The sequence below is a fragment of the Rothia nasisuis genome (genome assembly GCF_928381405.1).
Classification (GTDB): domain Bacteria; phylum Actinomycetota; class Actinomycetes; order Actinomycetales; family Micrococcaceae; genus Rothia; species Rothia nasisuis.
On the sequence record NZ_CAKMSB010000004.1, the window covers coordinates 147,898 to 172,065 of the forward strand.

At 55.6% G+C, this 24,168-nt stretch carries 16 protein-coding genes; 8 read left to right on the forward strand and 8 right to left on the reverse strand.

All coding sequences use genetic code 11. The features are described from left to right. The first annotated feature begins 156 nt into the window (after positions 1 to 156). From L6966_RS05130 to L6966_RS05140, 3 genes are all read left to right on the forward strand, one after another. Positions 157 to 3,222 (forward strand): glycoside hydrolase family 2 TIM barrel-domain containing protein, encoded by a 3,066-nt coding sequence (locus L6966_RS05130; RefSeq protein ID WP_237233013.1) that lies wholly within the window; start codon positions 157 to 159, stop codon positions 3,220 to 3,222. Positions 3,223 to 3,249: 27 nt separating this feature from the next. Further along, complete coding sequence (locus L6966_RS05135) at positions 3,250 to 4,659, forward strand: MFS transporter (protein WP_237233014.1); 1,410 nt, start codon at positions 3,250 to 3,252, stop codon at positions 4,657 to 4,659. 203 nt (positions 4,660 to 4,862) lie between these two features. Further along, entirely contained in the window at positions 4,863 to 6,281 is a 1,419-nt protein-coding gene (locus tag L6966_RS05140; protein ID WP_237233015.1) for a sodium:solute symporter family protein, read from the forward strand. Between the two features lie 208 nt (positions 6,282 to 6,489). On the opposite strand, the gene L6966_RS05145 is transcribed toward L6966_RS05140, so the two are convergent. Beyond that, the gene (locus L6966_RS05145) at positions 6,490 to 7,989 is read right to left on the reverse strand and encodes a glycoside hydrolase family 32 protein (protein ID WP_083092493.1); all 1,500 of its coding nucleotides are present in this window, start codon (positions 7,987 to 7,989) and stop codon (positions 6,490 to 6,492) included. A 36-nt stretch (positions 7,990 to 8,025) separates the two neighbouring features. Continuing rightward, positions 8,026 to 9,303: an MFS transporter gene (locus tag L6966_RS05150; protein WP_237224169.1), complete on the reverse strand. Its 1,278-nt coding sequence runs from the start codon at positions 9,301 to 9,303 to the stop codon at positions 8,026 to 8,028. 164 nt (positions 9,304 to 9,467) lie between these two features. Between L6966_RS05150 and L6966_RS05155 the strand changes: the two genes are divergently transcribed. Further along, on the forward strand, positions 9,468 to 10,514 hold the full coding sequence (locus L6966_RS05155) for a LacI family DNA-binding transcriptional regulator (RefSeq protein ID WP_180377882.1): 1,047 nt from the start codon (positions 9,468 to 9,470) through the stop codon (positions 10,512 to 10,514). Between the two features lie 145 nt (positions 10,515 to 10,659). Here L6966_RS05155 and L6966_RS05160 read toward each other — a convergent pair whose 3' ends face one another. Beyond that, entirely contained in the window at positions 10,660 to 11,916 is a 1,257-nt protein-coding gene (locus L6966_RS05160; protein ID WP_083092487.1) for an ATP-binding protein, read from the reverse strand. A 271-nt stretch (positions 11,917 to 12,187) separates the two neighbouring features. On the opposite strand from L6966_RS05160, the gene L6966_RS05165 reads away from it, so the two are divergent. Further along, positions 12,188 to 13,837, forward strand: coding sequence for a thiamine pyrophosphate-binding protein (locus tag L6966_RS05165; RefSeq protein ID WP_083092485.1), 1,650 nt, complete (start codon positions 12,188 to 12,190; stop codon positions 13,835 to 13,837). Positions 13,838 to 13,941: 104 nt separating this feature from the next. Here the strand turns inward: L6966_RS05165 and L6966_RS05170 are convergent, their stop codons facing one another. The 5 genes from L6966_RS05170 to L6966_RS05190 all read right to left on the reverse strand — a co-directional run bounded on the left by L6966_RS05170 (position 13,942) and on the right by L6966_RS05190 (position 20,595). After that, positions 13,942 to 15,051 (reverse strand): ABC transporter ATP-binding protein, encoded by a 1,110-nt coding sequence (locus tag L6966_RS05170; protein ID WP_083092483.1) that lies wholly within the window; start codon positions 15,049 to 15,051, stop codon positions 13,942 to 13,944. A gap of 36 nt (positions 15,052 to 15,087) precedes the next feature. Then, entirely contained in the window at positions 15,088 to 16,470 is a 1,383-nt protein-coding gene (locus L6966_RS05175) for an ABC transporter substrate-binding protein (RefSeq protein WP_219336368.1), read from the reverse strand. A gap of 10 nt (positions 16,471 to 16,480) precedes the next feature. Then, on the reverse strand, positions 16,481 to 17,410 hold the full coding sequence (locus L6966_RS05180) for a carbohydrate ABC transporter permease (RefSeq protein WP_083092478.1): 930 nt from the start codon (positions 17,408 to 17,410) through the stop codon (positions 16,481 to 16,483). Positions 17,411 to 17,422: 12 nt separating this feature from the next. Next, positions 17,423 to 18,193: a carbohydrate ABC transporter permease gene (locus L6966_RS05185; protein WP_307877402.1), complete on the reverse strand. Its 771-nt coding sequence runs from the start codon at positions 18,191 to 18,193 to the stop codon at positions 17,423 to 17,425. Positions 18,194 to 18,387: 194 nt separating this feature from the next. Next, positions 18,388 to 20,595, reverse strand: coding sequence for an alpha-galactosidase (locus tag L6966_RS05190; protein ID WP_237233016.1), 2,208 nt, complete (start codon positions 20,593 to 20,595; stop codon positions 18,388 to 18,390). A gap of 244 nt (positions 20,596 to 20,839) precedes the next feature. On the opposite strand from L6966_RS05190, the gene L6966_RS05195 reads away from it, so the two are divergent. Genes L6966_RS05195 through L6966_RS05205 form a run of 3 tightly spaced genes read left to right on the forward strand, consistent with a single transcriptional unit; the run spans position 20,840 to position 24,065 of the window. Further along, complete coding sequence (locus L6966_RS05195) at positions 20,840 to 21,616, forward strand: DeoR/GlpR family DNA-binding transcription regulator (protein ID WP_083092472.1); 777 nt, start codon at positions 20,840 to 20,842, stop codon at positions 21,614 to 21,616. After that, positions 21,613 to 22,749 carry a galactose-1-phosphate uridylyltransferase gene (galT, locus tag L6966_RS05200; RefSeq protein ID WP_083092470.1) on the forward strand — a complete coding sequence of 379 codons (1,137 nt, stop codon included), beginning with the start codon at positions 21,613 to 21,615 and terminating at the stop codon, positions 22,747 to 22,749. The genes L6966_RS05195 and galT overlap by 4 nt, the downstream gene beginning before the upstream one ends. Next, positions 22,749 to 24,065 carry a galactokinase gene (locus L6966_RS05205; protein WP_083092468.1) on the forward strand — a complete coding sequence of 439 codons (1,317 nt, stop codon included), beginning with the start codon at positions 22,749 to 22,751 and terminating at the stop codon, positions 24,063 to 24,065. Before galT ends, L6966_RS05205 begins: the two co-directional genes overlap by 1 nt. Positions 24,066 to 24,168 lie beyond the last annotated feature (103 nt).

Genomic DNA, 24,168 nt, shown 5'->3' on the forward strand with positions numbered 1-24,168 from the left:
GGGTTTTTTGAACAAAAAAGAACGATTTTTTGTTCAGATATCTACACAAAGCAACAATATTGAACTAATATGAACACCGTAGGGCTTGAGCCTCAGCCCTCTCGATAGCAACAGGACCCGAGGTTCAGCCAATTCCATCAGGAAGGACAAGAGAGCATGTACCCCACCAAGCACCACGAGAGCCTCAACGTTCTCCACGAGAACGTCCTCGCTCCCCGGGCCTACTACGTCCCCGCCTCCCATGACATGGGCCCGCTGGTGAACAACCGCGAGTCCTCCGACCGCTTCCTCAACCTCAATGGAACCTGGCAGTTCACCTACTTCAACGACGATTCCGAACTACCACAGGACTTCCACACTGCCACATACGCCCACACCGACGCGTCCCCCATCATCGTCCCGGGCGCCTGGCAAACCCAGGGCTTCGACACCCACCAGTACACCAACTTCAAATACCCCTTCCCTCTTGACCCACCCTTCGTACCCCACGAAAACCCCTGCGGTCTTTACACTCTAGACTTCCAGTACGCCCAGGATCAGCAGGCCCCGCTCGCCCACCTCACCTTTGAAGGCGTTGATTCATGCTTCTACCTCTGGGTCAACGGAAGCTACATCGGCTACAGCCAGGTATCCCACGCAAGCAGCGAATTCGACATCACCGAATACCTCACCAACGGCTCAAACCGCCTCACCGTACTCGTTTACAAGTGGTGCGATGGCTCCTACCTCGAAGACCAGGACAAATTCCGCATGAGCGGCATCTTCCGAGACGTCTACATTCTCAGCCGCCCCCGCCACGCCCTCTACGACTACTTCATCACCACCGACCTCAACGAAAAAACCAGCGACGCGACCCTCAACATCGCGGCACGCTTCCTCAGCCAAGAAACACACACCACACTCACCCTCACCAAGGCTGAAGGCGAAGAGGTAGCGAGCTCCACGCTCACACCCAATGCTGCCAACCCCAACTTCACTCACTCAGCAACCCTTCATATCCCTAACGCCCACACCTGGAACCCAGAAAACCCCTACCTCTACACCCTCCACCTAAAAACCCAGGACGAGGTCATCACCGAACGTGTGGGCGTCCGCACCATTCGCATTGAACACAATGTCATTCTGCTCAACGGCAAGCCCATCACCTTCCGCGGCATAAACCGCCACGACTCCGACCCCGTCACCGGCCCAACCGTGGACTACAACCACATCAAACGCGACCTCGGACTCATCAAACAGCACAACTTCAACGCTATCCGTAGCAGCCACTACCCCAACTCCCCCTACTTCTACCAAATGTGCGATGAGTACGGGTTCCTCGTCATGAGCGAAGCCGACAACGAAAGCCACGGTACCCAGGTCCAGTACCTCGAAGATGGCTCCTTCGACAACCAGGTAAATCACTGGAACGAACGCATCTCAGACAACCCAGAATGGACTGAAGCAACACTCGACCGTGTCCAGCTCTGCGTGCTCCGCGAAAAGAACCGCCCCAGCATTGTCTCCTGGTCAGCAGGTAACGAATGCGGCTACGGCGTTACCCTCGAAGAGTCCCTCGCCTGGGTCAAGTCCTACGACACCACCCGAATCACCCAGTACGAAAGCGCCTACTACGACGACAAAAAGCGCCGCTACGGCTACTCCAACATCGACCTCTACAGCCGCATGTACCCGCCCTTCGAGGACATCGAACAGTACCTCAACAGCAACCCCAATAAGCCCTTCCTCCTCGTCGAGTACGCCCACGCTATGGGCAACGGCCCCGGCAACCTCGAAGACTACTTCCAGGTCATCGACCAGAACCAGGCAATGTGCGGCGGCTTCGTTTGGGAATGGTGCGACCACGCCATCTACGCTGGTACCACCAAAAATGGCACACCCAAATACCTCTACGGCGGCGACCACGGCGAAGAAGTACACGACGGAAACTTCTGCATGGACGGCCTTGTCTACCCCGACCGCACTCCCCACGTTGGTCTCCTCGAATACCGCAACGTCTACCGCCCCCTCAGAGTCGTCTCCTTCGACACCGTATCCGGCTCCCTCACCCTCAAGAACTACCTTGACTTCACCGACGCACAAGAAGCCATAGAACTGAAATACACCTTCAGCCAGGACGGCGTAGAAGTAGCATCAGGCACCTACCACTTTGAGCAGGCATTCCTCCCCCACCAAGAAACCACCATTAACCTTGAGGCACCTTCGCTCACCAGCGGACGCTGCTACCTCCACATCGAATACATTCTCAAGAAGGACCTCCCCCTACTTCCCACAGGCCTCTTCCTCGGCCGCGACGAAGTACCCGTCCACACCATCAACCCCACCCATGCCAAGGCACTAGATATTCTGGTCACCACCAACAACGCACAGAACCTCGCTGTAACCGAAACAGGTAAGCACTACACCGTCCAAGGCGATGGATTCACCTACACCTTCAACCGACGAACCGGTGTATTCGACCAGCTCTCCACCAAAGACCACAACCTCCTCACCCAGCCCATGAACATCAATATCTGGCGGGCACCCACAGATAATGACATGTACATCAAACTCAAATGGGCAGAAGCGCACTACCACCAGGCCTACTCAAGGGTCTACACCAGCGGATACACGCACACCGAAAACGGTGTCACCATCTCCTGCACCCTGAACATGGTAGCCCCCACAGTGCAACCCATCTTCACCGGCACCGTCCTCTGGAACATCACAAACGACGGAAAAATCACCGCTCGATTCAACATCGAACGCGCCCCAGAATTCCCCGCCCTCCCCCGCTTCGGAGTTCGCCTCTTCCTCGACAAGTCTTTTGCCGATGTTGAGTACTTCGGCCTGGGTCCCCATGAAAGCTACAGCGACAAACACGAAGCAAGCTACCACGGCACCTTCCAATCTTCCGTCGAAGATCTCCACGAGGACTACATCATGCCGCAGGAAAACGGTAGCCGATTCGACTGCGACTACGTCCACCTATCAAGCCCCCACCATCACCTCTCTGTAGCCTCCGAACACCCCTTCTCGTTCAGTGCCTCCCACTACACGCAGGAAGAGCTGACGAACAAAAACCATAATTTCGAGCTGGTCGAAGCCGACTCAACAGTCCTCTGCCTCGACTACGCCCACAACGGAATCGGGTCCAACAGCTGCGGCCCCGAAGTCTTAGACGAGTACAAACTCAACGCACAAAACATCAACTTCGGTTTCACTCTCGCCCCCACCCTATAGCGCGAGAAACAGACAAAAGGTAACACAATGAAAGAAACAAAATACCTGAAATGGTACAACGTAGTAGGTTACGGTTCCGGCGATATTGCCGGCAACGTGGTCTACGCCTTCCTCGCATCATTCGTGATGATTTACCTTACCGACACGGTAGGACTCAACCCAGGAATTATCGGCACCCTCATTCTTGCCTCCAAGATTTTTGACGGCGTTTCCGACCTCTTCTTTGGGGCAATGATCGACAAAACCAACAGCCGCATGGGTAAAGCACGCCCCTGGATGCTCTGGGGCTACGTCGGCTGCGCCGCAATGATTATCGCCATCTTCGCGATTCCGCCATCACTCGGTGATTTCGCCCAGTACGCCTGGTTCTTCATCGCCTACACCCTCCTCAACGGCGTGTTCTACACCGCCAACAACATTGCCTACTCCGCACTCACCTCACTCATCACCAAGAACGGTAACGAGCGCGTACAGATGGGTTCAACCCGCTTCATGTTTGCGTTCGGCACCAGCCTCCTCATTCAAAGCATCACCGTTCAAGGCGTCGAAATGTTCGGCGGCGGCGCAGAAGGCTGGCGCACCATCGCCATCATCTACGCCCTCATCGGCCTCGCCGTCAATACCCTCTCCGTCTTCTCTGTCAAGGAGCTCCCCAAATCAGTCCTTGAAGAAGAAACCCAGGCTATCGCCATCATTCACGAGAAGAACAACCCTGTTCCCGAGAAGTACAGCTTCAAAGAATCCCTCGGCCTGCTCGGAAGCAACAAGTTCTACCTCCTGATTCTTGCAGTCTTCCTGCTCAACCAAATTTTCAACACTACACTGAGCATGGGCATCTACTTCATGACCTATATCCTGGGTGATGCCAAGCTCCTCGGCCCCTTCGCCTGGGCTATCAACGTCCCCCTCATCATTGGCCTGCTCCTCACCCCCATCGTGGTGAAAAAATTCCAAGGCATGTACAAAATCAACGTCATCGGCTACATCATCGCGTTCGTTGCCCGCGTTCTTGTAATCGTGGCAGCCTACATGGGCAATATCCCCCTGATGCTGGTCTTCTCCGGTATTGCCTCCATCGGAATGAGCCCCCTCCAGGGCACCATCAACGCACTCATCGCTGAAGCCTCGGAATACACCTTCCTCTCCAAAAAGAAGAGGGTAGATGGCACCATGTTCTCCGCAACCTCACTGGGCGTCAAGATCGGTGGCGGTGTAGGCACTGCGCTCGCTGGCTGGCTACTCGCTTTCAGCGGCTACGTCGCTAACGCACCGGAGCAATCAGAATCTGCACTACAGATGCTCTACATCATGTACCTATGGATCCCGGCAGCGATCAACCTCATCATTCTTCTCCTGCTCACCCAGCTTAAGGTGGAGAAAGCCAACAAGGAACTAAGGGAAAACGCACCTATCAACTACACGGTGCTCGACAAGTAAAAGTATTCTGCTGAACCCCAAAAGCGTTGCACGCCATTCCCCTGGCGTGCAACGCTTTTATGCGGTTATTAGGTATTCCTCGTATCGAGGTCAGCGGGGAATCTACAAACGCCTTCCTAGGCTCACCAACAATTTCTATATGTGACAACCATCGCGTATGCTACATCACGACCTTAAAGCCGTATCACCACGAAAGGCGACCCATGAACCTCGCCATTATCCTGCTTTACCTCGGTGCCCTCGTTTTCTTCGGGTACCTCGGCAAGCGCCGCGCCAACAGTACCGAAGACTTCCGTGTTGCCGGGCGACGCCTGGGCCCGCTCCTTTATACCGGCACCATGAGCGCGGTAGTGCTGGGCGGTGCTTCCACAGTGGGCGGCGTAGGTCTGGGGTACAAGTTCGGCCTTTCCGGTATGTGGCTGGTCGTTGCCATCGCGGCGGGCGTCCTACTGCTCTCCCTGGTTTTTGCGCCCATCATCTCGCGGCTCAAAATATATACCGTCTCACAAATGCTGTCGCTCCGCTACGGGGTGCGGGCAACCCAGGTTTCTTCTATTGTCATGCTGGCATACACCGTAATGATTGCGGTGACATCAACCGCCGCCTACGCTTCAATCTTCCGTGTCATGTTCGATATGGAGCGCACCTGGGCTATTCTGCTGGGCTCCCTGGTGGTCATTGGCTACTCGCTGCTGGGCGGGATGTGGTCCATTACCCTGACCGACATGATGCAGTTCGCGATTATGACCGTGGGTATGTTCTTGCTGATGCTGCCCTTCTCACTGAGCCAGGCAGGCGGCTGGCAGGGCCTCACTGAACGCTTGGACGCCGAGTTCTTCCAGCTAGGTTCTATGGGTATGAACTCCATCATCACCATGTTCGTGATTTACACCCTGGGCATTTTGGTTGGCCAGGACATCTGGCAGCGTGTCTTCTCAGCCCGCTCCCCCGAGGTCGCCCGCTGGGGTGGTGCGAGCGCCGGTATCTACATCGCCCTCTACGGCTTAGCCGGTGCGGTGATCGGTATGGCGGCTGCGGTGCTAGCTCCTCAGCTTGAGAGCCAGGACGACGCCTTCGCGGCTATTGGGCAGAACTACCTACCTGCGGGTGTGGGAGGGGTCGTCTTGGCCGCCGGCGTGGCCGCCATGATGTCAACGGCTTCGGGCGCCCTGATTGCTTCTGCCACCGTAGCCCGTGTAGACGTGATTCCCTTTATCACCGGGCTCCCACCCCTTAAGGAAGGCGAGGAAACCGATGCCACCCTCAAGGCGGACCGTCTTTACCTGCTGGTACTGGGCGTGCTGGTCACTGCTATCGCCATTTTCTTGACCGACACCGTGACCTCTTTGACCATTGCCTACGATATCCTGGTGGGCGGCCTGATGGTTGCGATTCTGGGCGGCCTGGTGTGGAAGCGGGGCACGGGTATGGGTGCGGCTCTTTCTATGGCGGCAGGCTCCCTGGTGACCCTAGGGTGCATGCCGATCTTTGGCGTGCTGGCGAACGAGCCGATTTACTACGGTCTGGCAGCGTCGCTGGTGGTGTACGTGGTGGCGTCCCTGGCCACTAAGCCCACCTCGCCTGAAGTGATGAAGGCCTGGCAGGAGCGAATCAACAGCTAGTATGCAACCGACGTTCTCCGGCGTTCCGGCTGACCATCGGCCGGTACTAGCCCGTCATGCCGCCGAAGCCTACAACGATTACTCGTCAATTGCAGTGGACGCCGCCAGGCAGGTACGCGCGGTCATAGCGGTTTTTCCCGGTGAGCAGCCTGAACTCTGCGGAGAGACAACCGCCCCAGCTCCTAATCAAGGGGAACTGCTCCGAGGCCTAGCCTTCCCAGATTGTGCCCAGCCCCCAGAGGGTCAGGGAATCAAGGACGGCGGTGCCCGACTCAGCGGTAAGCACGAGCTGGCGTTGCCCCTCACCGAAGAAGGCGAAAGAGGTCACCGACTCCACGCCGTCGTTGACGAAGATTTCGATAGACCCGCGGTCAACCAGGACCCGGAGTTTCAGCGTGTCACCGGCAGGGGCAGGGGCTGACCGGTAGCCTCCGTCCCCGGCAGTCAGGCGACGGTCGATGAAGACACGCTCAGCCAGATCGTCATAGCCAATGAAGGCGTGGCCCCCGTCAGGACTAAGCCCCACCCTGAAACCGATCCGCTCAGCCTTGCTCTGCGCAAGGTTGAGCACAACTTCAAACTCGTAGGTCTCAAGGCCAGAGAGTAAGGTCTTCTGCTCATTGGCAGCTACGGTGAGGGCGCCAAGGTCTTGGGCCGAGCCCCGCAACTTCTCCACCTCGGCAACAGGACGGTTCCTGAGAGACAAATCTGAGCCCAGCGTGAACTCACGCGGCACGGTCAGCTGGCCAGCCCAGCCGTCCTCAGCCTGGGAAGCCAGGGGAAGAGTAAAGGAGCCCATCCAGCCATAGCCGACCCGGCGTCCGTCCGGGGCCTCAAAGGTCTGGGTTGCGTAGAAGTTATGCCCCCAGTCGACCAGCCGGTAGTCGGTAGCGACCTCAAAGTCACCACCGGGCTCCCAGGATCCCACCACGTAACCGGCATTGTGCCCGTTGCGCGAAGCGTACCCCTTCTTTTTCACTCCCATGGGGCAGTAGAGCAAGACCCAGTGGTCGCCCAGTTTGAAGAAGTCAGGGCACTCGAGCATGAAAACATCGGGGTTGGGGTCTTCAAAGAGAATGCGTTCAAATTCCCAGGTCAGCATGTCGTGTGAGGAGTACATCCATACCTGGCCGCGGTTTTCGGTTGAGGTAGCCCCGAAGACCATGTACCAGGTATCTCCCTCACGAAAGACCTTGGGGTCGCGGAAGTTAGGCAGTTCGATTGGCCCTTCAACCACGACGCCCTTCTTCTCGAAGGTCACCCCGCCCTGGGACGTGGCTAGGCACTGTACCTGGTCGCTACCAGCGTCCTCGTTCACGCCGTTCGACCAGCGGTGGCCTGTGTAGTAGGCGTAGAGTTGGCCGTCGGCGCCGGTGACGGCAGACCCTGAGAAGACTCCGTCCCGGTCAGCTTCGAGGGTGGGGGCCAGAGCGATGGGTTCCCGGCGCCAGGTCACCATGTCTTCTGATGAGACGTGCCCCCAGTGCATGGGCCCCCAGTGGGTTGAGTAGGGGTGGTGCTGGAAGTAAACCTGGTAGCGGCCACCGAAGTGGGAGAGGCCGTTGGGGTCGTTGATCCAGCCGGCCTTCGCTACGATATGGAAGGAGGGGTACCAGCGCTGCTTGACCTTGGTTTCTAGCTCGGCATTGGCTTTTTCTGCGGCGGCTAGCTGGGCGGCAAGTTTTTCGGAGTCGTGTTCGAGAGTCATGATTCAGTTCTTTCAGAGATCAGGTAAGGACGCGGTTTAGGCAGCTACCCGTGATTTTTTGGGTTCGCGGATGAAGGGGTCGCCGTCGACCTGCTCATCATCATTTTTGAGGATGAAGAGGCCGTAGACGAAGGCGAGAGCAACCACGCCTGCAATCAGGTAGAAGGTGGGCTGGTAGCCAATTGCATCGCGTACAGATCCAAGAACCGGGGAAAGAATGACGTTGCCAATTTGCGAGGCAATCTGGAAGCCGACCATGTAGAGGGTAGCGGAGAGAGCAGGGTTGAAGTGCAGGGTGAAGTAGCGGAAGACAGGCAGAATGCAGAGGGCTACCTCAGGTGCGTGGAGCATTTTGACCAGGGAAATGATCACCGGGTCGGTGAAGATGGCGCAACCCAAGATTCGGATGAGCATGACGCCGATCCCCATCATGAGGGTGGTCTTCACCCCGTAGCGGCGCATAATCAGGGGAACTAGGCCCATCATAAGAGCTTCAAGGAATACCTGTACGGAGTTGAGTACACCGTAGACCTGCTGGCCGCGCTCCTGGGTGTCAAAGAGGTTGGTGTAGAACTCGGGGAACATCTGCTGGTCGAAGACGGTGTAGAAGGTCCAGGAGAGAAAGACGAAGCCAATGATGGCCCACAGAGATTTGATTCTGAGCAGGCCCACCATCTCTCGGACGCCGGGAGTTGACTGGGAGGTGTTAAGGGCGGTGGCATCGGCGGAGGTGGGGGCGTTCTTCCAGAAGAGCTGGACGAGCAGACAGAGCAGGCCGAAGAGTGAACCTAGCCAGAAGTTTATATTGGGGTTGATGGTGAAGAGGAAGCCTGCGATGAGAGCAACGAGGGCGTAGCCGATAGAACCCCACATGCGGGCTTGCCCGTATTCGAAGTTGTAGACGCGGCTATAGCGTTCACTGATTGCTTCAAGTAGACCTGCTGCGGCGAGGAATCCGAAGGACAGGACGATAGCACCGACAACGACGCCAAGCATAAAGTTAGTTTCAAGTAGGGGGCGGTAAACCCAAATCATGAAAGGGCCGATGAGTGCCATAATCGCGCTGGCAAATATTGCCAGATTTCTCTTCAGGCCCAGACGGTCTTGGGTTGTGCCGTAGAAGAGCATGATGATGAGGGTTCCGATTGAGTTGACGGAGTAGAGGGTGCCCACCTGTGCACCGGAGAACCCTAGGCCTTGTTCTTCATTGGTAAGCCAGATTTGAAAGAAGGACCACCAGATTCCCCAGGAGGCGAAGAAGAGGAGGAAGGTGGTGGAGCTTTGGAGGTATGAAGGATTTTTTAGCGCCTGCATAGTGTGACCTGTCTGTGCGGTTGAGTCTTCTGCCCGTCTCATCAGAGATGCTAAAACGTTTTATCAAAACCAGGCTAACACAGCGATAAAACGTTTCACCAGCACTAAGAAAAGATTTTCTCTACACTGAGGAGGGAGACGATAAACCCAGGATGAAGGTAGACATGGCACGACGAATCACCCTCGCCGACGTAGCAGCACGTTCCGGTGCGTCCAAGGCAACTGTCTCCCTCGTCCTCAACAACAAAGAAGCACGCATCTCACTCGAAACCATTCAGCGGGTTAAACAAGCCGCTCAAGAGCTGGGCTACTCCCCCAACCAGGCAGCTCAAACCCTTCGCACGGGAAGAACCAACACCCTGGCTTTCATCTCAGACGAAGTGCTCACCACCCGCTTCGCTTCAGCTATGACACACGGGATTCTTGAAGTCGCCGAACGCCATGATCAGATGATTCTTATGGCAGAAACAGAACACGAACAGGCCCGCTGGGCTAAGGCGTTGGAGTCTATGAAGAGTCGGCAGGTAGACGGCTATATTCTTGGCCTCATGAGGGCACGTGACCTTGCAGCTGTCGATTTACCGACGAGCCACCCGGCCGTTGTGGTCAACGGCCGGGCCCGAGGCATACCGTCCATCCTTCCCCATGAGTACCGAGCAGGCCAGGCAGCCGTCCGCCACCTTCTCTCCGCTGGCCACCAACACATTGCACTCATCGGCCGCCCCCAAGACCTCACCCTCGATCCCGGCACCATGAATATTCCGCGTCGAATGGCAGGAATTGATCAGGCCCTAGATTCTGCTGGGCTTGCCCTGGTTGATGAGTATCGGGAGACCATCTGGGAAAGCGATACCGGGTACCTGGGTGCCTCCACTATTCTTGGCCGAACCCCCCACGTCACGGCTTTCATTGCAGCCAACGACCGCATTGCCTTTGGTATCTACCGCGCCCTTCAAGAGCGCAACCTACACGTAGCCGAAGATATCTCCGTCATCTCCTTCGACGACGAAGAGCTAGCTAGCTATATGCACCCTGGCCTCACCACCGTCCGCCTACCCTACGCCGAAATGGGCCAGGTTGCAACCCAGGTCTTACTTCAAGAATCACCCCAAGAACTCATTGATGGGATTGAGGCAAAGGGAAACGAACTGCTCATTCCTATGCCCCTGATGGAGCGCCATTCGGTAGCAAGGCCACCGCACAACCCATAGGTTTCGGTTTGCCCCTGCCTCATTAGCCCACACACCATGCACTTACCTTTACCGGTACCCCAACCGACTATCAAGGGCAGTTGCTAGCTCGAGCCAAAATCGGGGCAAGCGGACGCTGGTGCCGGCTGGTAAGAAGACCGGCTAGTTAGGTGCCCCAGAGGCTTGCTACCGGTAACGAACATAGCCGGTCCCCCAGCAACCTTCCCTGAGTATCAGTGGTCAGCACAATTCCTGCAACGAACCGGTCACCTAGTTTTTCGCGTAGCCACCCAAGATGGCGTGAATCTTGGGGTTGAACTGTTGCGGCTGCCTTAACCTCAAGAGCAATCACGCGCTCATCAGTCAGCTCAATGACGATATCAATCTCACGTCCATCAGGGCTCCGGTAGTGCTTAAGATCCCACTCTTCTTCGCTCCAGCTCCGCTGCCGCAAAAGCTCGCTGGCTACAAAAGACTCAAGAAACCCACCCAAAGCCTGCCCCTGCATAGGGTCTTTGAGAGTCTCTGGGCGGGTACGCGTTAGCCACACCCCGATACCCGAATCATTCATCAACATCTTAGGTTTCCCCACCTCACGCTTCAGTAGATTCGGAGTCCACGGAGTTAACCGTTGCACAAGATACAAAGACTCCAGCAGATGTGCGTAACTCTGCGCTGTAACCGCAGTGAGGTTGGCCTGAGAAGCCATGCGTCCAACCACCGCCTCAGACCCCTGAAGAGCCGCAACCTGCCGCAAAAAGGAAACTACCGCGCTCCCCTGGGTAACCCTAGCTAAATCCAGAATATCGCGTGAAGTAATGCGCTCAATATAGGAGCCAAACCATGCCTCTCGCGTCCGGCGAGAGAGCCCCTGGGCCTCAGGCATACTCCCTGTTACTATCACATCTACATAGTTACCTCTAGTCAAAGAGCTTTTTTCCATAGATGGATTGATGGCACCGCTTACCACGCGGGCGACAAAGTCTTCCTTGACCCCAGCTAGCTCCCCCTGACTGAAACCCATCATTTCTACACCCACTACGCGCCCCGCCAAGCTATCGGCGGAACCAGCACCGGCAGTGATTTTTGCGCTACCTGTGAGGATGAACCGCCCTGGAGCACGGTGGGCATCAATCGCAGCTTTGAGAGGCAACAGCAAGGACGGCACGCGTTGTACCTCATCAATGACCATCACCCCTTCTGGGTTCTGGGCTAGGAAACTGCGCGGGTCGCTCTCAGCAACAAGACGAGCCTCTGGATTATCCAGGGTGTATATCTGCGCCTTCCTCCCCAGGCTTCTCGCAACATCTGCCGCCAGGGTAGATTTACCGACCTGACGTGCCCCCGTAATCTCAACTGCAGGGAAAGCTTCAAGGAGTTCATAAACCCAACCCTGAATATTGCGTTTTACCTTTTCAACCATACACTCAGGGTATCTACACTTTAATTCGGTGGCAAGTCTGACTTTAGTTCGGTGGCATCTTACACTTTAATTCGGTGGCACATCTGACTTTAGTTCGGTGGCGAACACCTTGAAGTGCCCCAAGCACGTCGGGGCGGAAGCCTCATCACCCCCAAGCTCATAAACATGCTGTGGCCTGTATAACATTTCAGGTGTAAAAATCCCGCATATCTATGCATTCACCCCTTAAGCTGAATCGGAAGCCCGCACCACGCGCCCACGAAAGGCCACCATGACCCACCCCTCACTTCCAGACCGTTCCGGTGAAACCACTGAGCCTCGCCGCAACGCCGGTTACGCCATTCTGGCAACCCTGCGCAACTACGGCATTGACACCGTCTTCGGCATTCCCGGCACCCACAACCTTGAGTTCTACCGCCACCTTGAAGAGCTGGGCATCCACCCCGTCACCACCCGCCACGAGCAGGGTGCCTCCTACGGGGCGGACGGCTGGTCCCTGACCCGCGGCCTACCCGGCGTCGTCATCACCACCTCAGGCCCCGGCCTGCTCAACTCCCTCTCGGGTGCCGCCACCGCCTACGCCGAGTCGCGCCCCATGATCATCCTCTCCCCCGGCCGCCCCGTGGGTCACGAATTCCGCGATATCGGCGCCCTGCACGAGACCAAGAACCCCACCGGTGCAGTCAACTCCATCGTCGAGTTCTCCCGCCGCGTCAACTCGGCCGAAGAAGCCGTGGACATCATCCACAACGCCTTCCGCTCCTTCGCCCACAACCGTCCGCGCCCCATCCACATTGAGGTGCCCCTCGACGTACTCGAACGCGAAGTCGAACTCGACCCCGCCATCTTGCAGGCCCGCCCCCTGGGCAAGCCCCAGCCCGCCCCGGCTGACGACGTGCGCGAGGCAGCCCGCATGCTAGCAGAGTCCAAGAAGCCCATCATCGTCGCAGGTGGCGGCTCCATTGGGGCAGCAGCTGACCTGCTCCGCCTGGCAGAAACCCTCGAAGCTCCCGTCATCACCTCGATTAACGGCAAGGGCGCCATCCCCGAAAAGCACCGACTCTCTCTGGGTGCCGACCTGCGCCTGAGCGCCGCCCACGCCTTCTGCCGTGAGGCTGACGTCATGCTGATTATCGGCTCCAAGATTGGTGAGGCTGAGCTCTGGGACGGCGATATCCGCCCCGCTGGCCCCGTCATTCGCATCGATATTACACGCGACCAGATGCTCACCAATATCACCCCCGATATTGAGTTGCCCGGCAACTCCAAGGCCGTTATTCCGCAGCTTCTGGACGCTCTGGCTGAGCTTGGCCTGATTCCCGGCTCTCGCGAGCCTCGCAACCTGCAGGAAATCTTTGATGCCCTCGACAATGAGGGGCGGGCTATTGCTCCTGAACTCGCTGACCTCAACGAGCGAATCATGGAGATTCTGCCCGACGACACCATCATCGCCGGCGACTCCTCGCAGGTCACCTACATGGGCACCACCACCTTCTACCGAGCAGCCCGGCCCAATTCCCTGCTCTACATGGCAACCTACGCCACCCTGGGCTACGGCCTACCCGCCGCTATCGGTGCCAAGGTAGCTGCGCCCCAGCGTCCGGTGGTCTGCCTGCTCGGCGATGGCGCCCTCATGTTTGCCGTCCAGGAGCTGATGACCGCCGTGGAGCAGCAGCTTGACCTACCCATCATCTGTGTGGAGAACGGCGGCTACGGTGAGATCCGCCAGAACGAACGCGACCGCGGCATCGCCCCCGTAGCCGTGGACCTGGTGCAGCCTGACTGGGTCAAGCTGGCCGAGGGCTTCGGCGCGACCGGGTTCTCAGCCACCCTGGATACCCTGGCCGAGACCGTGAGGCAGGCCCTGGGCACCCCCGGCCCCTCGGTGGTTCACCTGAAGATTGGTGAGACCCTGCGCTAGACTTCGGGGGCACAAAGGAATAAGGACGCTCAAGCCCACCTTTCATTCAAATGCCTGCAAAATTTAGACGAGCTTATGGATGAAAGGTGGGCTTACACGGTATTTTAGAGGCCGACGTTATCACCGGTTACAGCATCGAAGAAGTGGATATTACCCTTCGGCGCTATGTTCAACTGGTCAAACTGACGGATGGAAGAACGACCAGGCACACGTAAGATAACCTGAGCAGGGCGGTCAGCTGAGGGGCGAGCCAGGTGTACTGGAACAGAACGTGGAATAGAGGCATATACGTATGCATCTGCGCCCAGTTCTTCCACCAGGTCAACATGCACGGGGATGCCCTCACCAGCACCAACTAGCTGCAGGTCTTCAGGGCGCACGCCAACAGAGACAGTGTCGCCAGTCAACTTGGCCCGAGCTGAATCCGGCAAAGGGATAACGGTATCACCCATCTTGGCACCTGCAAGGTCCACAGTGCAACGGAAGAGGTTCATGGAGGGAGAACCGATGAAACCTGCAACAAATTCGTTGGCTGGCTTATCGTAGAGAGCTGAAGGAGTATCTACCTGCTGCAAAACTCCGTCCTTGAGCACGGCGACACGATCGCCCATGGTCATCGCCTCAGTCTGATCATGGGTGACATAAACCGTGGTGACGCCAAGCTGTCGAGTTAGTTCAGAAATCTGGGTTCGGGTTTGCACTCGCAGTTTGGCGTCTAGGTTGGAAAGCGGTTCGTCCATGAGGAAGGCCCGTGGCGAGCGAACGATAGCGCGACCCATGGCAACGCGCTGCCTCTGGCCACCAGAAAGGGCCTTAGGCTTGCGGTCCAAATACTCGGTGAGGTCAAGCAATTTGGCTGCTTCTTCAACGCGCTGGTTGCGCTTATCCTTGGGGTACTTGGCAACCTTAAGGGAGAAAGCAATATTCTCGCGTACGGTCATGTGAGGGTAAAGCGCGTAGTTCTGAAAGACCATAGCGATATCACGGTCCTTAGGTGCAACGTTAGTAACGTCTTTCCCACCAATAGTAATAGTTCCGCTAGTGACGTCCTCTAGACCCGCAATCATGCGGAGGGTAGTGGATTTACCACAACCGGAGGGGCCAACAAGAACAAGGAACTCACCTTCCTTGATATCAAGGTTGACTTTAGACACTGAGGGGCGTTCTGCCCCAGGGTACTGCAGAGTGACGTTTTCAAGGGTTACGCCTGACATGAGTGGCGTCCTTTCTTCAAAAGTTTTTAGGGCAGCTTACTTGCTGGAGTTTTCAAACATGTTATTGATAGAACTATTCAGTTCTTCTAGCTCAGGGGCAGCAGGCTTACGGTTAGCGTAAATATCTTCGAAAGCTACAACAGAGAGAGCTGAGATATCAGCGCCGAAACTGGTAATGGGGAAGAAGAAAACTTCTTGTTTCTCCACGGGTTCTGTAAAAGCCCAGGTATCAATACCCATTTCACTGTAGGTCCGGGCCGCTATTTCAGTGGCCTCGGTACGAGAGGGGAAGACTACGCCTTCTCCACCAATATGATTCTGACATTCAGCAGTTGCCATAAAAGCTACCCACTCGGCCGCGTCTTCAGGGTTGTCCGCATTTTTACTGATAGAGTCGGCCAGGCCGTTCATCATGGTCATATTGAGACCGGTATCAGTGTTAGTGGGGAATTTAGCGGTCCCTACCTCAAAATCTGCCTTGGCATAGGTTGAAATCATCCAGGCACCGTTGAAAGTAATAGCCGCAGCACCAGAAGTCAGCTGAGGAGCGGCTCCATCGGCTTGACTGAAGACACCGTAGGCAGGCATGTAGCCCTTGTCGACCAGACCGAAATACCATTCTAAGGTTTCTGCCAAGGCAGGGTCATCAAATTTGTATTGATTCCCCCAGGTAGGGCTATTGGTAGCTTCCCATCCATTTGCAGCTGCAAAACCAGACCACTGCCCCTGTCCGAAGGTTGAACCACCAGACTCAGAGATACCTAAGCCGTAGACAGCGACATTGTTCTTATCGAAGCCAGGTTCATCGCCACGCACACCATTTTTATCAATAGTCAGATGGGCGACAATTTGCTCGAAGGTTCCACCATCCATGGTGTTAAAGTCCCAGCTAGCTAGGTCTTCTTCGGTGTAGCCTGCATCGCGGACCATATCTTTGTTATAGAAAGCTGCGATAGTGTCCCAGTCCTTAGGCATGCCGTAGAGGTTTCCGTCAGGGCCGGTCCAGATATCAGTTAGACCTCCTTGAAAGACTGAAGTATCAACGTTCTTGGTAGCTTCAAGCTCGTTGAGGGGCATAATGACTTCAAGATCAACGTATTGAGGGTACTTCGCAACATGGTCAGTAAAAACGTCCGGTCCCTGGTCTGCTATGAAACCCGCGGTCAGCTTCTGCCAGTAGTCATCCCAGCCGTACTGGGTGATAGCAACTTTTTTCCCGGTTTTCTCTTCGAAGAGATTAGCGCACTGTTGGTAGCCGGGTAGCTGGCCTGTGTCCCAGAGCCAGTAGTCGATAGTTCCGGCGTTGTTACCTTCGGCCTCTGAGGATGACCCCGTGAGGGCGCAACTGCTGAAAGTAAGTACAGCTACTGCCGAGAGAGCAGCCGTACGACGGATTTTTTTACCGATTGATGTAGACACGGTGGGCTCCTTACTTGAGACCGTTGAAGCCGATGGAGTTGACAATTCGCTTGGCAAAGAACATGAACAGAATAATCATGGGAAGAGCAGCGATAAGAGTTGCTGCCATCAGACCAGCCCAGTCTGTACCCAGCTGGGGCGACTGAGCACGGAATACACCTAGAGCTACGGTAAGTACTCGCGATTCATCGGTGTAGGAAACCATCAGGGGCCACAGATAGTCATTCCAAGCAGCAATGTAGGTGAGGATACCTAGCGTGGCCATGGGAGCTGTAGCCATAGGCAGGATGACTTTGAAGAAGATACCGATTCGGGAGATACCATCAAGCAGGGCAGCTTCTTCAATTTCACGGGGAATATTCATAAAAAACTGACGCAGGAAGAAAACCGCAAAGGGGGTCATAAACATGGTGGGTAGGGATATACCCAGCAAGGAATCTATGAGCCCCAGCTCCTTGATGAGGACGAAGTTAGGGAGCAGGGTAAAGATTGAGGGAACCATCAGTCCGAGCAGAAAAGCAGCGTAGATGAAATCTCTGCCACGGAATTTGAGACGGGCAAAGGCATAAGCAGCCATAGCTGAAAAGAACAGCTGTCCTGCCGTGACCAGTGTAGCTACAACAACGGAGTTGAAGATGTAGCGCCAAAAGTTCATATCGGTAACGGCGCCCCCTTCTGCAACCGCTTCTTCGGGGGTCTGTAGGCCAAATACTCGCTCAAAACCACCGGTAGAGAACTCAGCAGGTAGCAAAGAACCAGGATTCTCATAGAGGGCGGTGTTGGTAGAAAGAGCAGTGCGAAGCACCCAGTAGAAGGGCAAGAGGGTAATAATCATGATTAGAATCATGAAGGCCCAAGCCAGAATCTTGCCGAGGGGGGACTTTTTCTTGAAGTCCTTCTCTACAGCACGAGGAGTGGTATCGATGGTTGAGGTAGTCATGAGTGTATTCTCCTAGTCCAGATCCGTGTCGTTGGCGCGGGTTACCTTGAACTGGATGAAGGTAATGATGGCAAGCACTATGAGGAGCGCTACAGACATCGCGGAGGCGTAGCCGAACTGGAATCGGCCAAAAGCCATGTCGTAGATGTACATCTGCAAGACGTTGGTTGCGTTCGCAGGGCCGCCGCCTGTGGTGACCGAGACGGTGTCGAAGACCTGGAAAGAGCCAATAACAGTCATGATAAGAACCAAGGCTAAAATCGGCCGAAGTAGGGGCATAGTAATAGAGAAAAAGATACGAGTTTCGCTAGCTCCATCCATACGGGCCGCCTCATATACCGAGTTGGGGAGGGTCTGCAAACCGGCAAAGATGAGGAGGGCCGTGTAGCCCATATGACGCCACACGTTAATCATGGCAATAGTTGGAATTGCCCAGTTGGGGTCGGTCAGAAACCCGATACGGCCAATGCCAATCCATTCAAGAATCTGGTTAGCAATACCGAACTGACCATCTAGAATCCAGAGCCAGATGACTGCCGCGACCACATTAGACACCAGGTAGGGTGAGAGCACAACCGAACGGACAAAGGTTGACTGAGTCAGCCGATGCATCAGAACAGCAATTAGCAGAGCCACAATGGTTTGGATACCGATGTTAAGCACTACATACCAGATGGTGACCCGCAGGGCGTTCCAGAAGATGGGATCACCAAACATACGAGCGTAGTTGTCAAAACCGATAAAAGTGGCGGGTGTGAGCAGGTTGTATTCGGTAAAGCTCAACCAGATTCCTCTTACGGTAGGCCATAGAAAGAAGACTACGTAGCCTAGACCGGCGGGAAAGAGGAAAAGCCATGGGAGCCAGGGCTGCTGGGTTCTGGAGGAAGATTTTGTTCTTCCAGTGACCTGTGTACTCATATTGACCTCTGGGGTGCTAGCGGATTCACGGGGCGTGAATTCTCATGGATAGAAGGGGTTTAGACGGCTTCGAAGTGCAAAAGTCGGACTGACTCAGGCCACTGGGCGGGAAGATAAAAACCTGCACGTTCGATCATGGCGCCGGTCATTTCTACAGGTTGTTCACCAGGCCACCAGGGAGCTGCAAAGTAGTTGCCACGAGGAGCATCTGGCGTGACATCCTGAACCCGATAGCGACGCTTGGGGTCTAGACCACGGATACGGAAAGTGCCAACGGGATCGACATCTGATAGAGCTAAGGCTGTAATGGAGAAGAGAGCCTCACCTTGGTCAGCTGAGACGACACCTTGAACATAGACAGATGGGTCGGTTTGATCCATGCGTATGAGGTTACCGGTGTGAATGAGAGGGCGATGCTTCTTGTGGAAATTCACCCAAGAAGCAAGATCTTCGAGCTCTTCATCGGTAGCAGTAGCTAAGTCCCACTCGATGCCAAGATGCCCCCAAATAGCGGTGGCAGCGCGGAAGTGCAGGGTGTGGTAACGACCGGTAGTGTGGGAGCTCCCTGAAGCTATATGGGATCCCATCATCTCAGCGGGCACCAGCTGCTGGGTCCAGGTGTGCATCTGCTGGCGCTCAAGAGGGTCAATGCAGTCAGATGTCCAGACACGGTCGGTTCGCTGCAGGACTTCTAGATCAATGCGGGCGCCGCCAGAAGAGCAAGATTCGATTTCCAGTCCGGGGAAGGTCATCTTCAGTTCGTCCATGAGACGGTAGGCCGCTAGGGTTTGCTCATGGACTGCGGGTGACCCGGTGACGGAGTTGGACGCTTCGAGCAAATCACGGTTATGGTCCCACTTGATGTACTTGATGCCAGGATATTCGGTGAGAGTGGCAACCATCTGGTCGCGTACGTGGGTGTAGGCTTCGGGGATGGTCAGGTTCATGACCTGCTGGGTACGGGAGGCATGGGGAAGTCTGCCGGGTACTTGCAAAGTCCACTCAGGGTGAGCGCGTGCAACGTCAGAGTCTGGGTTGACCATTTCGGGTTCAAACCAGAGACCAAATTCCATGCCCAGACTAGTGACGTAATCAATGAGCGGAGAAAGCCCATCAGGCCAGGCGTCCGCTGAGACAACCCAGTCCCCCAGACCTGATGTATCGTCGCGGCGAGAGCCAAACCAGCCGTCGTCCAACACATAGCGTTCGATGCCAAGGGCAGCGGCGCGGTCGGCAAGGTCTTTGAGACGAGGCAAATCGTGGTCAAAGTAGACTGCCTCCCAGACATTGATGGTAACAGGGCGAGGACGAACTGGGTGCTGTGGCCGGGAGCGCATCCAAGAGCGGACTCGACCAGCCTGCTCGTCCTGCCCTTGGCCGTAGGCTCCGTAAACCCAGACTCCGGCATAGGATTCGTTTGGGGCTAAGTTTATTTCTCCAGGGAGGAGTAGCTCTGAACCCCCGAGGAACTGTTGGCCTGAGAAGGAGCGTTCTGCCCAGGTGCGATGCCCACCGGAAAAAGCGGTGTGGATGCCCCAAACCTCTCCCTTTTCAAAGCCAAAGCCGGGCTCGCCAGCAGTAAGCATGAAAGCAGCATCTGCGCCGGTACGTCCCTTGCGTCCTTCGCGAAGGTGGGTTCCAACATTGAAAGCGGTACGCTGGGGGGCGCGCTCCTTGGACCAGTGACCGCGAAAGTCCTGTAGTTCCCGTGCAGTAGAAGGCACGGGTAAAACAATTCCGAGTTCACGGACATTGTAAATCTCAGCTCCTGTGTTTGTCAGGGTGGCGCGAGCACGCAACAGGCCGCTGGAAAGAAGCTCAACCTCGAGAACGACTGTTAGGTTGGCAAAAGTATCAGTGGCAGTAATAGACAGGGCAGCTGCACCGGTTTCAATCAGAGATCCACACCGCCGGAGGGGCTGATCAGTTAGAACGGTGAGCTGCTGAGTGATAAATTTCGGCGACCAATCAACACCGTCTGCGCGGGAACCCTCCAGGCCAGTTCGTCCGTACCAGCCAGGCTCATGGGTAGCTAGAAGGTTGACGCGGACGGGTTCGTCCTGGTTATTAACAGAGAAAGGCTCAGATTTACCCAAGATAAGGAGGGAGGCATCCGATTCGGTAAGTTCACCCAGGTCCTGCCCCCAGTGGGCTATAGCAGGAAGCAGACCACTGTTGAGGTCAAGGAGAACTGACACTCCCTGCACGCGCAGGTGTACAGCACTGTTTATTTCAGCACCTAGTTCAAAGATTTGAGCGTCCTGCATGAGGTGACACCCTCCTAGATTCATAAGAAGAAGCTATAGATGTTTATTATTGTTCGTTTGAACATTAAAGGTAGTGTAACACAGACCATACTAAGGTGGTCAATCCTTGTAAATAATGAAAATAAACTTCTCACCCACAACACCATGACACCCAAATGTTAAATTATGTTCGTTTTATGCCATACTGTTGTTGAGGGTGACAGTCCAGCAGGTACCCCGTCTGCACAGCCCGGGAAGGAATACTATGCTCCCCGATGTCCGCAAAAAGCGCATTCTGCAAGAGGTGCAAGCTCACGGCTCAGCCCAGGTTGCCGACCTTGCTAAGTTGCTCGGCGTCTCATCCATGACCGTACGTCGTGATTTAGCCGAGCTCGACGAGCAGGGCCTCATCAACCGCATCCACGGAGGAGCGGAAGCCTCCACCACCACACTGGAACCAGCCTTTGCGGAAAAAATGGGCCTCAATGCCAGCGAAAAAAATGCCATTGCGACCACTGCCGCCACCCTGGCCCGCACTGGGCAGGCTATCTCAATTGCAGGGGGTACTACCTGTCTGCACATAGCCCAACATATCGCTGACGATACTAACCTGGCGGGTCTCACTATTATCACCAATTCCCTCCCAGTCGCCGACGAGTTCTTTGCCCGCACCTCCTCCCACCCCCATCCAGCCCGCGTTCTGCTCACCGGCGGCGAACGAACCCCGTCAGATGCTCTTGTCGGCCCTATCGCGGAAGCCTCTCTAACTAACCTTTACGCCGATATCCTCTTTATCGGGTCCCATAGCGCAACTGACTCAGGGCTGCTAACACCCAACCTGCATGAGGCCCAGACCAACAGGGCTCTCATCCTGAACGCCCACAAGGTTGTAAGCGTCTTCGACGGCTCAAAATGGAATACCGCCGGGTTAGCTCGCTATGCCGACTGGTCCGATATTGACACGGTCATTACTACCAGGGAACTCCCCGCAGATGCCCTCTTCTTCCTAAAACAGAATGTAAACGAGGTTCTTGTCGCATGAGTACGGTAAAAATCACCCGCAGCACCCTAGCCGACGGACGCGAAATCATCTTTTTTGATGACTCTGAGCCCTACCTCTCCGGGAAAGCAACACGAAACATACAAGATACCCGACTCTTAGAAGCTCGAACCCTCCCACCCCACGAGGCGGCCTGTATACGGGTTGATCCCCTGACCGGTGACTCAGTTACTATTGCTGCCCACCGAAACAACCGCACGTTTCTCCCGCCAGCAGACGAAGATCCCCTAGCACCATCGGGGGTCGGGTCAGTACCTGGCGAAATTCCCGAACCAACCTACGATGTCGTTGTCTTTGAGAATCGTTTTCCCTCCCTACAGGGGCCATTAGAAAACCTCCGTGATGAGCCACTTTTCAAAGAAACCACCCCGGGTGGGCGCTGTGAGGTCGTAAGCTTCACCTCTGACCAGTACGGTTCTTTTGGAACCCTAAGCTACGAGCGAGCTCGCACGGTAGTTGAGGCTTGGGCCCATCGAACCAGGGAGCTGTCAGCCCGCGAAGGCATCGCTCAGGTCTTTCCATTTGAAAACCGGGGAGAAGAGATTGGGGTGACGCTCCCCCACCCACACGGGCAAATTTATGCCTACCCCTATCTCCCCCCTTATACTGCTCAACTGGTACGCCGGGCAAACGCTTGGGCTACTGAGACAGGTGGTGATTTGCTAGGCGATGTGCTGGCCGCTGAGTTGGTTGAGGGTAACCGCGTTATTGCAGAGACCGAGCACTTTGTGGCTTATGTTCCCTACGCAGCTAAGTGGCCAGTTGAGTTTATGGTGGTTCCCCGTAGAGCTGCCCGCGATTTTACCGAACTAACTGAAGGCGAGAAAGACGAATTAACGGCTCTCTACCTAGATCTTTTAAGCCGTCTCGATTACTTCTTTGAAGGCATCAGCCAGTTACCCTATATTGCAGCCTGGCATCAGGCCCCCCTCATCGAGGGTGAGAATGTCTCACGTATGTACCTTCATGTCTTCTCGCTTATGCGCTCTCCCGGCAAAATGAAGTACCTCGCCGGCTCGGAATCAGCTATGGCTGCCTGGATCAGCGACACCACCCCCGAACGTATCGCTGCCCGCCTGCGCGAATTAGCGCAGCCTACTATAGAGGAGAAATAATGCCTGCGGTATGGAAAAAAACTATATCTCCCGCAGTGCTCATCCAGAGCGTTACCGAGCGGTTCCATTCAGCCTTCGGCACTAAACCTACCGGAGTATATTCAGCACCGGGGCGAGCTAACCTCCTCGGTGAACACATTGACTACTGCGGGGGCACCGTTCTCCCCTTTGCCCTACCTCAGCGCACCTATATTGCTATGTCTCCTCGCCAAGATGGTCAGATTCGTGCCGTAACTGCCCAGGGCGATGCCGGAGCAGCTACCGATTACGGAATCAGAACGATAGCTTTCGATGAGGTGGCTCCGGGGGTTCTCAGCGGCTGGTTATCCTACGTAGCCGGAGTTCCCTGGGCAATGGAGGCCGAAAACCTGGGTGACTTTACTGGCTTTGGAGCTGATATAGCTATCGACTCATCGGTGCCGTTGGGAGCGGGGCTGTCGTCATCGGCCGCTTTAGAGTGCGCCGTGGCTCTAGGTGTTGACGATGCACTCTCAGTTCAGGATCCTAACCGCGAGCGCCTAGCCGATACAGACGAAGGGCGGGCGGCCCTGGCTATTGCAGCAATCCGTGCTGAGAATGAAATTGCTGGAGCGTCAACAGGCGGCATGGATCAGTCCATTTCGTTGCGCGCTTCCGAAGGCTCTGTTCTAGCTATTGATTGTCGGAACTTCTCAACTCGTGCATTAACCATCGATGTGGATTCAGCCGGGTTAGCAATTCTAATCATGGATACTCGCGCCCACCACAACCTTTCAGATGGGCAGTATGCGGTCCGGCGAACCGCCACAGAAGTAGCGAGAGATGCTCTAGGTCTAGCGACCCTGCGTGACGCATTTAAAGGTACCCCCACCCTGGCAAAAGCTGAAGTTCTCTTAGCCGACTGGGATGCTGGCGTCAACGCCCTGTCTTTGCCAGAGGGAAGCGATCCAGCTGTCATGCGGGATGCTCTGGAACATGTCTGGACTGAAATTGCCCGAGTTGAAGAGTGTGTTTCTCTCTTTGAAGATTCACGGCAGGTTCCAGCTAGTGCGTGGGGACGGCTGGGGCACCTACTGAACGGGTCGCATGACTCTCTGCGCTATCGATATAAAGTCTCATGCGATGAGCTTGATGTGGCTGTTGAATCGGCTCGGACTGCTGGAGCATTAGGTGCCCGCATGACCGGCGGCGGTTTCGGGGGCTCAGCAATTGCTCTGGTGCGGCAGGACGATATTGCTGACATAGCGGATGCTGTTGCTACTGCTTTCGAGCAGGCTGGCTTTGATTACCCAGAGTTCCTAATAGCTTCCCCATCCGGTCCGGCGCACGCTGAGTAGCTAGCTCTAGCCCAGGCAAGGATTTAGTCCAGATCTTATAAACATAATTCGAGAATCCTGCGCCTCTCGCAGAAGGGCAGGCTTACTGTTTCTGTCAGCTCTT

What these genes read in the sequence shown, in the direction of transcription:
- galT (WP_083092470.1), top strand. Translation starts at nt 21,613, where the DNA reads ATGAGTACGGTAAAAATCACCCGCAGCACCCTAGCCGACGGACGCGAA.
- L6966_RS05145 (WP_083092493.1), bottom strand. Translation starts at nt 7,989, where the DNA reads ATGACTCTCGAACACGACTCCGAAAAACTTGCCGCCCAGCTAGCCGCC.
- L6966_RS05135 (WP_237233014.1), top strand. Translation starts at nt 3,250, where the DNA reads ATGAAAGAAACAAAATACCTGAAATGGTACAACGTAGTAGGTTACGGT.
- L6966_RS05170 (WP_083092483.1), bottom strand. Translation starts at nt 15,051, where the DNA reads ATGTCAGGCGTAACCCTTGAAAACGTCACTCTGCAGTACCCTGGGGCA.
- L6966_RS05165 (WP_083092485.1), top strand. Translation starts at nt 12,188, where the DNA reads ATGACCCACCCCTCACTTCCAGACCGTTCCGGTGAAACCACTGAGCCT.
- L6966_RS05205 (WP_083092468.1), top strand. Translation starts at nt 22,749, where the DNA reads ATGCCTGCGGTATGGAAAAAAACTATATCTCCCGCAGTGCTCATCCAG.
- L6966_RS05195 (WP_083092472.1), top strand. Translation starts at nt 20,840, where the DNA reads ATGCTCCCCGATGTCCGCAAAAAGCGCATTCTGCAAGAGGTGCAAGCT.
- L6966_RS05155 (WP_180377882.1), top strand. Translation starts at nt 9,468, where the DNA reads ATGGCACGACGAATCACCCTCGCCGACGTAGCAGCACGTTCCGGTGCG.
- L6966_RS05130 (WP_237233013.1), top strand. Translation starts at nt 157, where the DNA reads ATGTACCCCACCAAGCACCACGAGAGCCTCAACGTTCTCCACGAGAAC.
- L6966_RS05160 (WP_083092487.1), bottom strand. Translation starts at nt 11,916, where the DNA reads ATGGTTGAAAAGGTAAAACGCAATATTCAGGGTTGGGTTTATGAACTC.
- L6966_RS05190 (WP_237233016.1), bottom strand. Translation starts at nt 20,595, where the DNA reads ATGCAGGACGCTCAAATCTTTGAACTAGGTGCTGAAATAAACAGTGCT.
- L6966_RS05140 (WP_237233015.1), top strand. Translation starts at nt 4,863, where the DNA reads ATGAACCTCGCCATTATCCTGCTTTACCTCGGTGCCCTCGTTTTCTTC.
- L6966_RS05150 (WP_237224169.1), bottom strand. Translation starts at nt 9,303, where the DNA reads ATGCAGGCGCTAAAAAATCCTTCATACCTCCAAAGCTCCACCACCTTC.
- L6966_RS05180 (WP_083092478.1), bottom strand. Translation starts at nt 17,410, where the DNA reads ATGACTACCTCAACCATCGATACCACTCCTCGTGCTGTAGAGAAGGAC.